Here is a 12,206-nt window from a genome sequence, read left to right on the forward strand (position 1 = left end):
AGAATTTAAAGATGAAATTGAAAGTAAAAGCAGTAATAACATTCGTTTTAGTTGGCCTGTTAGCCATTTCGTGTTCAGATAACAAGTCTGAAAATACCACAACAGTTGCGGTCAATGATGACCAGTTTCGCGCCTATCCGATTGATGTGGAAAACAAACCCACCGCATTTACAGATTTAATTGAGAATGTTGAAATCTTGGCTTTGGAAGAAACTGAAGAGGCTAAGTTGAGTGATATATTATCGTTTGAAAGAGGAACGGATGGTAAGCTTCACTTCTCCACCGCTCGTAAGGGAGAAGTGTTTACATACACGAAAGACGGGGAGTTCATTAGTGAATTTAGCCACAAGGGTAATGACTTAAATGAGTATCTGTTTGTTCAAAATTTCTGGACCAATTCTGATTCGGTTACCATCTATTTCAACAAACGATTGTTATCATATGATTTTGAAGGCAATGGGCAGAGCAAAAGAGACCTTTCCTTTAGACCTACACATATATACCCATACCAAGATGGGTACGTGGTTAATATGAATTTCTACCCCTATCAGGATAGCCTTTTTTACAACGTGCTTTTCTTAGATAAGGAGTTTAATGTTGAAGCCATGGCAAACCCAAACACTGGGCTTTTAAGAGTACCACTGCTCTTGTCGATCAACAGTTTTAAACGCTATAAGGAGGACTTGACATACCACTCTATATTGAATGATACTATTTTCTATTTGAAGGACAAGAAGAGTAAAGCCATAGCCCAAATTGACTTTGGCAAGGATTGGCTTTGGGGTGGAAAAGATGTTGCAATGCAAGATCCAAGTGTGATGGGACGTATTCACGAAGAAGGGTCCGTTTGGGCTATGAACCCTTTTGTGAGCAATGAATTGATTTACCTTACCTACTACACTGCTCCAGGTAAATATTCTCAATTGGTGCTCAATAGAAGAACAAGAGGCTATGAGATTTTGGATTTAAACATGGAGGGAGGTAAACAATATTCTCTATACCCTTTGGCTTGGGAAGATGATAGAATGCTGTTTAGTATTCTACCTCAGGATATCCCCCATTTGCTTAGCGGACTAGGTAAGAAGCAATACAAATTACATGAAGGCACAAGGCTTGAAGAAATTGAGTCTTCTCAGAATCCAGTGCTTCTTTGGGTGAAATTTAAAGATTTTTAGTAGGGAATTTAAACCAAAGTAATGTAACAGTCTCTATGCATTACTTTGGCCTGATTAAGAAACGGCTTCCAAGTTTTCTTTTTTGTCGCTTTCTGGAGCTTCCTCTTCTTCCTCGCTTAGGTATTTGTTTAGCTTTTTTCGAATTTCAGGCGCTGAAAGGTTACTGTAGATCTTGCCATTTCTAGCAATGGACATTTGTCCGGTTTCTTCAGAAATGATAAGAATAAGTGTATCGGTAGCCTCAGACATTCCGAGCGCAGCCCTGTGTCGCAAACCATATTGAGCAGGCAGGTTTTCGCTTTCGCTTACTGGTAAAAGGCAACGTGCGGCCTTAATTTTCCCTTCATACAAAATCACAGCTCCATCGTGTAGTGGGCTATATTTATTGAAAATTGAAATCAATAATCTTTTAGAAATAAAGGCGTCTAGAAGATCACCCGAATCGGCATAAAATTTTAATTCAGTATTTCTGGAAAATACCATCAAAGCTCCAGTGTTTGAACCTGATAGATTTTTTGAAGCCTCAATAACGGCAGTGAGGTTCATGTTAATCTTGGGCTTCTTCTTTCGCCATATCAAAAGCGATTCAAAGACTCCATTTTTTCGGAACGAAGTTTTACCTAGAATAAGTAAGAATTTTCTGATCTCTTGAGAGAAAATAATAATGGCAGCCAAAACCCCCACGCCCATAAACTGGCCTAAAATACCAGCGAGCAATTCCATTTGGGCAGCCCTTACGACCAGATAAATAAGGTAGAGTGAAAGAAAACCTATTAGAACCCGCACAGCGACACTTCCTTTTAAGAGCTTGTAAACCTGATATAGCAATACGCTTACAAGCAGGATGTCAATAATGTCGACATAGCGTACGTCCAGAAATCCTATTTTAAAGGCGTAAATCAAGGATATATTGCTTTATATAATTTAACAGTTTCTACAGCGGCTTTTACATCGTGTACTCTGAGCATAGAAGCGCCATTCATAAGGGCGACCATGTTCAAAGCTGTTGTGCCGTTGAGTGCTTCCTTAGCCGTAATGTCTAAAGTTTTATAAATCATAGACTTTCTGGATAAGCCAGCGAGTAAAGGTAACCTCATTCCTTTAAAATAATCCAAATTTTGGAGAATCTCATAACTCTGTTTTGAAGTTTTTGCAAAACCAAAACCAGGGTCAAGAATAATGTCCTTCACACCCAGAAATCGCAGTTTTTCAACTCTTTCACTAAAAAATATAGTAATGTCTTTTAATAGATTCTTGTAGTTGGTCTGTTGGGTCATGTTTTGAGGAGTACCCTTCATATGCATCATAATGTAAGGCACATTTAGTTCTGCTATTGTGTGAAACATTTTAGCATCCAAGGTTCCTCCAGAAATATCGTTGATGATACAGGCGCCTTGGTCGATAGCCACACTTGCTACGGAATTTCTAAAAGTGTCGATGGAAATATAAGCTTCTGGAAATTCTTTAATGACAAGCGCTATGGCTTTACTGATTCGCTCTGTTTCTACTTCGATACTTATATCTTCGGCATTAGGGCGAGAAGAGTAACCGCCAATGTCAATAATGAGGGCGCCATCTGCTAACATGGTTTCCGCAGCATATAGAATTTCTTTTTCACTGTTCTGCCTGCTAAGCGAGTAAAAACTATCTGGGGTGATGTTTAAAATACCCATTACTGCTGGCGTATCGAGCGAAACTAGATTTCCACGTAAGTTCAATGTCTTTTTAACCTGAAATATTTTATCTTTCGCTTTCAAAAATTCCCTTTAGCAATTAAAATCACTCAACTTGAAGGAGCAAACGGTAGGCGAATATAAGCAAGTTATAGAGGCCTGTAAAGACATATTTCTTAAGAAAACCAAAGACTACGGAACGGCATGGAGAATCCTCAGGCTGCCATCTATCACCGATCAGATTTTCATCAAGGCCAAACGCATTCAATCTATTCAAAACAAAGGAAACCAGAAAGTAGTGGATGATATCGCTGGAGAGTTCATTGGGATTATAAACTACTGTGTTATTGCCTTGATCCAAATGGAATTGGGAGAGGATGAGCCTTTCGAAGTAGCGGTAGAAACTTTGGAGCCACTATATGATGAAAAAGTAGAAAGTACTTTTAATCTGTTAATGGACAAAAACCACGATTATGGTGAAGCTTGGCGCGACATGCGCGTAAGTTCTATGACGGATATTATTCTAATGAAATTGCTTCGGGTGAAGCAAATTGAGGACAATCAAGGACAAACCATTATTTCTGAAGGAATTGATGCCAATTATCAAGACATGATCAATTACGCAGTGTTTTGTTTGATCTTAATGAAATTTTCAAAATCATGAAACTATTGACCACAATTTCTAGGTATTTGGTAGGCGCACTTTTTATTTTCTCTGGCCTTATTAAGATTAACGACCCCGTTGGCACACAAATAAAGTTGGAAGAATATTTCACCGTTTTCTCGGTCGATATCGCTCCATTTTTTGAAACCCTAAAACCAGCGGCACTGTTCCTCTCGGTTTTGCTTTCCACTCTTGAAATTGTACTCGGACTGGCTGTTTTGTTAAAGTATAAACCACAACTTGTAACCAAGCTGCTTTTCGCGATGATCGTGTTTTTTACCTTCCTTACTTTTTATTCTGCGTACTTCAATAAAGTAACCGATTGTGGTTGTTTTGGAGACGCCATAAAACTTACCCCTTGGGAATCGTTCACTAAAGATATTATTCTGTTGGCCTTAATTCTAGTGCTATTCTTTAATCGGAAGAAAGAAGAAATTACTTTGGCCTTTAAGAATAAGTCGATAGTCCTGGCTGGAACGCTTGTGTTTTGCTTGGTAGTTTCATTTTTGGCCATTGCTCATTTACCTTTTATCGATTTCAGGGCCTATAAGGAAGGTACTCATATTCCAACCGAAATGCTCCCCCCACCGAACGAGCCAAATGAGGTGCCTAAGATTTCCAACTTTGCCATGTGGAGTGATACCGCAGATGAAACTCAGAGTATCTTGACTGGAAGGAAATTGTTGGTGGTAATTCATGAAGCTGAAAAAACTAATGATAAATCGTATGTCGATTTAAACTCCTTGATCAGTGCGTTAGGAAATCAAGTGGAGGTAATAGCCCTTACCTCATCATCAGGTGAACAGTTTGAAACATTAAGACACAGCGTTCAGTTGGCCATTCCTTATGTTTATTCTGATGCGACTTTACTTAAAACTATGGTGCGTTCAAACCCAGGTTTAGTGCTGGTGGAAAACGGGACTATATTGAAAAAATGGCATTATAACGACATCCCATCGGCCAGCGATTTAATGTCGAACTTTAGATAAATGGGTCAAGTCCAGCGAATTTACTTAGTGGGATTGCCAGCCTCCGGCAAAACAACAATAGGTAAGCAATTGGCCGAACACTTAGGTGTCCAGTTCATAGATTTGGATACCGAAATTGAAAAAGTGGTGGGTCAATCTATTCCCGAATACTTCAGTTTTCAAGGAGAAGGGAATTTCAGGATTATTGAGAAAGAAACCCTCAGAAACCTTGGCTCAACAAACGACCAGTTTGTGATGGCTACTGGAGGAGGAGCGCCTTGCTTTCACTTTAATATGGATCACATGAATGAAATGGGGATTACTGTATTTTTAGATGTGAGTCCTGGAGATTTAGCCTTAAGAATAATAGATCAGGGCGTTGAAAAAAGGCCATTATTCAAAAGTTATGATCAGCAAGACTTGATTCAGGAAGTACGCGATTTGGCTGAAGGTAGACTCTCTTTTTACAATGAGGCTAAAATAAAAATGCGAGACAATCGAATCACATTGGATAAGATTGTCTCGCATTTAGAGCCTTAAACTGAGTTTAGAAATTCAATCCGAAAGTCAGTTTAGCATTTGTGAAATTATGTTTGATTGTTGTTAATGGCGAATCCTCAAGTACCGCCATTCTGTAGCTTCTAAATGACTCATCGTATTTGGTATTGACAAGAGCAAAGTCAAAGAAGTATTTGCCCATATTGATCCCTAATCCCCCTGAGACGATCTTTTTTGATCTATCTAAATCTACTTCGTCAAAATTACTTTTATAGGGGTCACCATAATTTGCATAGCCCACTCTAAACCTGAACATTTCATAGCGGTATTCACCGCCTAGTTTGACATTAGTTACAGAGTTGTAAATATTTTCTATTGTTCTGTTGTCGTTTCCCGAAAAGAAATCACTTGACGATACATTCGCATTTGCATAATTTAAGTGCTCAATATCGGCAGTGATAAAGCCATTTTTGTTGAAGAAAAAGGCCAACCCAGCGTTAAGCTTTGCTGGTGTTCTCAAATTGAAGGTGGAAATGAAGATGTCGGTGGCCGTTTGTAAGGTGTTCAACACGGTGTCCTCCAAGATCAAACGGTTATTCTGATCATCTCTGAAATTTGAAACATCGTAATTGTTCCATTCGGAAGTGTAAACATTATCTCCTTCCTCATTGAAATTATAAAAAGTAGGAGAGGTATAAGACAAACCGATTCTTAATACATCTACTGGACGAACAATAGCGCCAATATTGAAATTTATTCCGGTGCCATTTAATTCAAGTCTTTCATCAATTTTAAAGGTAGAAAGTGGTTCATTATTGAAGCTTTCAGTATAAATTCTACTGTTCGAATAGCTAGAAGATGTAATCCCCATTCCGGCACCTAAATATATTTTATCATCAAAATTGGTTCCGTAAGCGATGTTCACTTGATCGGTGTAACCTTTGGTTCTAATCGTTTCAGTTTGTGTTGGGAAGCCCAGTACAGGGGAGTGGTAAAGTGTCTGATCATTTGGGTTGGGATTAATGATGTAATGATCGTATCCGGTTTGTGCAATACCATTGAGCTCATCAGGAAAAAAACCGTCCGCCTGCTGAAGCATATTGTCGATAATGGAGTTATCCCCATTGTAGCCACTCGATAGCACATTTCTATTAAAGTCGTTGATTCTATTATAAGTGATGGCCAATGAACCACCTCTAAATGAACCCGGGATTAAATCTCCTTTATTGAAATTGATCACTACGCCTAAATTGGCAATGGAGAACTTATTGGCTTCATCTTTATTCGTGGAGCCAAAGGAGTTTCCTTCTGTTTGTAGAGAAGAAAAGCCAGGGGTGAAAGTAAACTGTGACCTATTAAATACACCTAGCCCTGCGGGGTTATAAATGGCGGAACTAATATCGCCCCCTAACACCGAGCCTGAACCAGCCAAAGCTGAGAACCGTGCCGTCCCGAAATTTTGCAACTGACTATACCTTAAGGCATCATTATAGTAGCCAAAAGATCCTTGTTGAATCTGTGCCTGAGAGGTTTGAAATAGGCAAACCACGCCCAGGCTTATCATAATAAGCTTTATTCCAAGTTTCATGTTTTGTGAGTTTTTTGTGAGTATTATTAATTACCTCTTCCGCTTCTTGATGAACTACTTTTAGTTGAGCTCGAGCTTGAACTGCTACTATTACCAGATCTACTGCTAGAGCTTGAACTTGAATTTCCACTTCTTGAAGAAGAACTGCTAACCGTTCCAGATGACCTACTAGAAGAAGAGTTATTGCTGCTGCTTCTATTGGATGAGACACCACTACTTCTACTAGATGAGCTTGAAGAAGACCTGCTGCTTGAAACGCCTGAATTTCTACTGCTGCTACTTGATGATCGGCTATAGCTTGGTGTAGCAGACCTTGTAGAACTGGATCTACTAAACAGGTTACTGCTTGAAGAACTGCTTCTTCCTGAAACAACACTAGAACTGGATGCTGACCTTGAATCTGCATAAGTCTGTGATCTGCTGCTTCTCGCGTTACTACTTCTTACTACGTTTGACCGTGTTAATCGGCTATCATTTGAAAACTGATAAGCATTAGTGTTTACTCTAGAGCTTCTTGCGTTACCAGATGAAGTAGCTGTTGAGCTATTTCTTCCACCAACTACTTGGAAACCATCTGCCCCCCCTGCTCTTGATCCTTGGGCCCCTAAATTACTTGCATATCTAGACGAACGTGTATTAGGAGTTGAGCCATTGATAGCATCAGTTCTCACGCTGCTTACAGAAGTTGAACTTATCCTACCGCCTCTCGTGATATCTCTGTCATCTCTACTTCCTTCTTTATTGTAGTAATAATTGTGGTAATAATTACCAGTGTAATATCTGCCAGGGTTTCTATTGTTTATATCCCACCACCCGTAATAATTCACGTAGTATGGTGAATAAAAATCTCTATAACTCCATGGCGAGCCATAATATGGTGACCTGATGAAGAAATTTGATGGTCCGTAGAAGTTGTTTAAAGTAACATAAGACATACTTACATAGAAGCCAGGGTAAAAAACACTCGACCCAAATATATCTAGGCCAACTCTAGGGACAGTCAATCCATTCCTTCTCTTACCATATCCTCCTGATAGGTAGGTGTTCATTCTAGAATCTCGGTTTAGATAATATTGTTCGTACCAAGCCAATTGAAACTGAAAGTCATTTACCATTATCTTATTAAAACTCCATTTATCCCAATCTGTATTCCAATCCAAGGGAAGTTCATAATAGGCCAAATTTTCGTTTTCATAATCATAAATAAAGTCATCGTAGTTCAAGTCTCTAGCTTGCTTAACAATGGGGCCTTCTTCAAAATAAACTACTTCTCCATCTTGGCTATTGTTGTATTTACTTACCAATGTAGGGTCTACCGATTCGCTTGAATAATCGCCTAACGAAAATGCTTTTTCGTTAGATGACTCAATTTCTTGTGTCGATTCAATAATCGTTGGTTTACTAGTCCTGTCTGCTGATGTAAAATATACATCATCATACTCTTGAGAAGATTGAAATTGGTCTGGTGCGCATGCAAACACGGCAAGCATACTGAGTGGTGCCATTAAAATTCGGATGTAGTCTCGTTTTTTCATGATGTTTCCTCCTTGGCTTTTTTAAGTTAACGTGTATTTATCAAAATGGGTCGATAAAATAATCGAATGATATATCTTTGTAAGAACTATTTTAACAACCGTTAACAAACAAGATTCATACCAAACAACTGATATGAGCAAAGGATTACCAAAAAGAAGTGAAGATTACTCATTGTGGTACAATGAACTGGTAAAAAAAGCAGATTTAGCTGAAAATTCACCCGTTCGTGGTTGCATGGTGATTAAGCCCTATGGCTTTTCCATCTGGGAGAAAATGCAGGCTGAAATTGATAGAATGTTTAAAGAGACAGGGCATGTGAATGCATACTTTCCTCTTTTCATTCCGAAATCATACCTGAGTAAGGAAGCAGATCACGTAGAGGGGTTTGCCAAGGAATGTGCCGTAGTCACTCATTATCGATTGATGAAGGACCCTAATGGAAAGGGAGTGGTAGTTGATCCTGATGCTAAATTAGAGGAAGAGCTCATCGTGAGACCGACTTCTGAGACGGTGATATGGAGCACTTATAAAAACTGGGTTCAGTCTTACAGAGATTTACCGCTCCTTATTAATCAATGGGCAAATGTTGTTCGTTGGGAAATGCGTACACGCCTTTTCTTAAGAACTGCCGAATTTCTTTGGCAAGAAGGTCATACGGCTCACGCTACTAAGCAAGAAGCCATTGACGAATCTGTTCAAATGATGAATGTTTATGCTCAGTTCGCTGAAGAGTTTATGGCCATGCCTGTGGTAAAGGGTATAAAATCCGAAAGCGAAAGATTTGCGGGTGCTGTAGAAACCTATTGTATCGAGGCTTTGATGCAAGATGGAAAGGCACTTCAAGCAGGAACTTCTCACTTTTTAGGGCAGAATTTCGCAAAGGCTTTTGATGTAAAGTTCGCCAGCAAAGAAGGAACACAAGAATACGTTTGGGGTACTTCATGGGGCGTGAGCACTCGATTAATCGGAGCACTTATCATGGCCCATTCAGACGATCAAGGCTTGGTGCTTCCGCCAAAATTGGCTCCAATTCAGGTGGTCATTGTGCCTATATATAAAGGAGAAGAGCAGCTTCAAACTATTTCCGATAAAGTAGCAGAGTTAACTAAATGCTTAAAGGCCAAAGGTATTTCTGTCAAATTCGATAACAGAGATACTTACAAACCTGGTTTCAAGTTTGCTGAATGGGAATTGAAAGGTGTGCCTGTAAGGTTGGCCATTGGTCCGAAGGACCTAGAGAACAATACTGTTGAAATTGCCCGAAGAGACACCGGTGTCAAAGAGCTTTTTAACTTAGAAGGTAACTTGGCTGATAAACTAGAGGCTTTGTTGGACGAGATTCAGAGTTCTATTTATCAAAAGGCATTCGATTTCAGGGCAGAAAATACCACTGAAGTTGATACTTATGATGACTTCAAAAAGGTACTTGAGGGGCAGGGTGGTTTTGTTTCTGCCCATTGGGATGGCACTTCTGAAACGGAAGATAGAATTAAGACAGAGACCAAAGCGACTATTCGTTGTATTCCTTTAGATAGAAAGGAAGAAGCTGGAGTTTGTATCTATTCTGGGAAACCATCAACAGGCCGAGTACTTTTTGCAAAGGCTTATTGATGTGGTTAAATAATAGTATATTCGAACAAGTTTAAACAGAGTTCATGAGCGATTGGATAACAATAATATTACTTGTCGTAATTGGGTTAGCATTAATCTATGTGGAACTACTTTTTGTTCCCGGAACTACCATTGTTGGAGTTGTAGGTTTTTTGTTGACTTGTGTGGGAGTGTATTTAACCTATGAAAATCATGGGTCAACCGCTGGAAATTATGTGCTTGTTGGCTCTTTTGCCGTATCAGCTATAGCTATTTACTTTAGCTTTAAGTCAAAGGCATGGGAACGCTATTCACTCAAAGGTTCAAACAACACAAAAGTGAATGATGGTTATTCTGAGGGGCTTGCACTAGAAATGGCTGGTGTTGCCATTTCGGATTTGAAACCCATTGGTAAGGCTGAATTTGGCGAAAAAACTTATGAAGTAACTTCTCCAGGTTTTTACATTGAATCAGGAAGCAAAATTAAGATCATCCATTTAGTGGGTAATCGTATTACAGTAGATTTATTAAATAATAACTAGATATGCAGGATTACATTGTTTTGATAGCGGTTGGAGCGGGCATAATTGTCTTCTTCTCCTTTTTTTATTTTGTACCAGTTGGACTCTGGATTACTGCCAGATTCTCTGGTGTAAGAGTGAGTTTATTGGCGTTAGTGTTAATGCGAGTAAGAAAAGTGCCGCCAAGAATTATTATTGATTCAATGATTACTGCAACTAAAGCAGGGCTTGAATTGACAACTGATGAACTGGAAACGCACTACTTAGCAGGAGGTCATGTGCCATCAGTAATTAAAGCATTAATCTCTGCAGATAAAGCAAATATTACATTAGGCTTTAAACAAGCCACAGCAATTGATCTTGCTGGTAGAGATGTATTTGAAGCAGTTCAGATTTCTGTAAACCCTAAAGTAATCACTACCCCTAAAGTAGCTGCTGTAGCTGCCGATGGTATTCAGTTGGTGGCAGTGGCAAGAGTAACGGTGAGAGCAAACATCCAACAATTGGTGGGGGGGGCTGGTGAAGACACGATCCTCGCTAGAGTAGGAGAAGGTATTGTAACCTCAATTGGTTCTGCAGCTTCACATAAAGAAGTATTGGCCAATCCTGATAAAATCTCAAAACTGGTATTGAGCCGTGGTTTGGATGCTGGAACAGCATTTGAGATCCTTTCAATTGATATTGCAGATGTAGATGTAGGAGTGAACATTGGAGCGATACTTCAAACGGACCAAGCACAAGCTGACTTGAAAGTAGCTGAAGCTAAAGCGGAAGAGAGAAGAGCAATGGCTGTGGCCGAAGAACAAGAAATGAAAGCCAAGTCGCAAGAGGCAAGAGCTAAGGTAATTGAAGCAGAAGCGGAAGTACCTAGAGCGTTGGCCGAAGCTTTCAGAAGTGGTCGTTTAGGAGTGATGGATTATTATAAAATGGAAAATATTCAGGCCGATACTGACATGAGAGAATCCATAGCTAATCCAGAGCAAAAGGCGACTACAAGAAGAAAGCCAGACGATAAGGATAAAAAATAAGAACTTCCTTAAGAGAAAATTTAAATGGGCTGTCCTTTCGGGTGGCCCATTTTTGTTATACGCTTATCAAAACAAGGGCTACGATAGCGAGAACAATCCCTATAATATTAAGCTTGCTGGGGTATTCTCTGAAAATGAATGCGGCTAAAATTGTTGAAGTAATGATGATTCCGATGTTCAATACAGGGTATAGTACTGCGCCATTGTTGTCGAAAGCAGAAAGGGCTTTGATTTGGAAGTAAATGGAAAAGTAATTGGGAATACCGAGATAAAGACCTCCCATAATCTCTTTTTTAGTCACCTTAATTTTCTTTACCAAAATCACAATGCTGCCAATAATAAATGCAGTACCAAAAGTGATTATAGGGTAGATACCTTCTATATGGACTTCAATTAAGTTTTCACTGGCGTAATTTAACCAAGTGTCTAATGCGCCTCCCATTAAGAATACAACAAAAGGTAGGGCTACATAGCCAATAGATAAGGGTTCTTTTACTTCTAGTGATACCTTCTTCTTAGACACCAAGAATATGGCCACAAAAGCGGTAACAATACCGATGTAGTTCCAAGGGCCTAGTTCTGAAGTGCCAATTTTCAAAATGAACAAGCTAAACAAAACTGGAATGGCCAGCGACATTTTGGTCGCTACCGTAGCTACTGCAACACCCCTTAATTGGGTAGTTAAAGCCATGAGGTAAAATGTCCCTATAAATAATAAACCCAATGCTGAAGCACTATAGAACCAAGGTTGGTCGAAAGCGATGTTTGACTTTATATTTCCAAAACCAACATAAATGCTTCCAGTGATTACGCAAATCAAGTAATTGGTAACAATGGCGGGGAAGGTGTTAATTTTAAACCTTGTAAACGATCTAAAAGATAGAAAAACTGCAACGTTGCCCAGTATAGCGAGTAGAAGGTAAAGCATAACGCGCGAAGATACAGAATAGATTAATTGTTACTTT

General features: G+C 39.3%; 12 protein-coding genes. 7 read left to right on the plus strand and 5 right to left on the minus strand.

Translation table 11 applies throughout. The features are described 5' to 3' along the window. Window positions 1–11: 11 nt before the first annotated feature. The gene (locus tag AWN68_RS09330; RefSeq protein ID WP_068414472.1) at window positions 12–1,175 is read left to right on the plus strand and encodes a 6-bladed beta-propeller; all 1,164 of its coding nucleotides are present in this window, start codon (window positions 12–14) and stop codon (window positions 1,173–1,175) included. Between the two features lie 54 nt (window positions 1,176–1,229). Here AWN68_RS09330 and cdaA read toward each other — a convergent pair whose 3' ends face one another. Both cdaA and folP read right to left on the minus strand, forming a co-directional pair. Continuing rightward, the gene (gene cdaA, locus AWN68_RS09335; RefSeq protein ID WP_068414475.1) at window positions 1,230–2,078 is read right to left on the minus strand and encodes a diadenylate cyclase CdaA; all 849 of its coding nucleotides are present in this window, start codon (window positions 2,076–2,078) and stop codon (window positions 1,230–1,232) included. Next, on the minus strand, window positions 2,075–2,932 hold the full coding sequence (gene folP, locus AWN68_RS09340) for a dihydropteroate synthase (RefSeq protein WP_068414478.1): 858 nt from the start codon (window positions 2,930–2,932) through the stop codon (window positions 2,075–2,077). Before folP ends, cdaA begins: the two co-directional genes overlap by 4 nt. 31 nt (window positions 2,933–2,963) lie before the next feature. On the opposite strand from folP, the gene AWN68_RS09345 reads away from it, so the two are divergent. The 3 genes from AWN68_RS09345 to AWN68_RS09355 are packed head-to-tail and all read left to right on the plus strand — an operon-like array spanning window position 2,964 to window position 5,020. Further along, a complete protein-coding gene (locus AWN68_RS09345) occupies window positions 2,964–3,512 on the plus strand; it encodes a DUF1599 domain-containing protein (protein ID WP_068414481.1) in 549 nt (182 codons plus the stop codon). Then, window positions 3,509–4,501: a DoxX family protein gene (locus AWN68_RS09350; RefSeq protein ID WP_068414483.1), complete on the plus strand. Its 993-nt coding sequence runs from the start codon at window positions 3,509–3,511 to the stop codon at window positions 4,499–4,501. Before AWN68_RS09345 ends, AWN68_RS09350 begins: the two co-directional genes overlap by 4 nt. Next, a complete protein-coding gene (locus AWN68_RS09355; RefSeq protein WP_068414487.1) occupies window positions 4,502–5,020 on the plus strand; it encodes a shikimate kinase in 519 nt (172 codons plus the stop codon). Window positions 5,021–5,027: 7 nt separating this feature from the next. Here the strand turns inward: AWN68_RS09355 and AWN68_RS09360 are convergent, their stop codons facing one another. Continuing rightward, window positions 5,028–6,566, minus strand: coding sequence for an OmpP1/FadL family transporter (locus tag AWN68_RS09360; protein WP_068414489.1), 1,539 nt, complete (start codon window positions 6,564–6,566; stop codon window positions 5,028–5,030). A gap of 26 nt (window positions 6,567–6,592) precedes the next feature. Beyond that, window positions 6,593–8,101 carry a hypothetical protein gene (locus tag AWN68_RS09365; protein WP_068414493.1) on the minus strand — a complete coding sequence of 503 codons (1,509 nt, stop codon included), beginning with the start codon at window positions 8,099–8,101 and terminating at the stop codon, window positions 6,593–6,595. A gap of 133 nt (window positions 8,102–8,234) precedes the next feature. Here AWN68_RS09365 and proS point away from each other — a divergent pair, with 133 nt between their 5' ends. Genes proS through floA form a run of 3 tightly spaced genes read left to right on the plus strand, consistent with a single transcriptional unit; the run spans window position 8,235 to window position 11,241 of the window. Next, on the plus strand, window positions 8,235–9,713 hold the full coding sequence (proS, locus tag AWN68_RS09370; RefSeq protein WP_068414496.1) for a proline--tRNA ligase: 1,479 nt from the start codon (window positions 8,235–8,237) through the stop codon (window positions 9,711–9,713). A gap of 44 nt (window positions 9,714–9,757) precedes the next feature. Then, window positions 9,758–10,234 carry an NfeD family protein gene (locus AWN68_RS09375; protein WP_068414498.1) on the plus strand — a complete coding sequence of 159 codons (477 nt, stop codon included), beginning with the start codon at window positions 9,758–9,760 and terminating at the stop codon, window positions 10,232–10,234. 2 nt (window positions 10,235–10,236) lie between these two features. After that, window positions 10,237–11,241: a flotillin-like protein FloA gene (gene floA / locus AWN68_RS09380; RefSeq protein WP_068414501.1), complete on the plus strand. Its 1,005-nt coding sequence runs from the start codon at window positions 10,237–10,239 to the stop codon at window positions 11,239–11,241. 55 nt (window positions 11,242–11,296) lie between these two features. On the opposite strand, the gene AWN68_RS09385 is transcribed toward floA, so the two are convergent. Next, the gene (locus AWN68_RS09385) at window positions 11,297–12,169 is read right to left on the minus strand and encodes a hypothetical protein (protein ID WP_068414503.1); all 873 of its coding nucleotides are present in this window, start codon (window positions 12,167–12,169) and stop codon (window positions 11,297–11,299) included. Window positions 12,170–12,206: the final 37 nt, after the last annotated feature.

It is taken from the genome of Roseivirga echinicomitans (genome assembly GCF_001592935.1).
GTDB lineage: Bacteria > Bacteroidota > Bacteroidia > Cytophagales > Cyclobacteriaceae > Roseivirga > Roseivirga echinicomitans.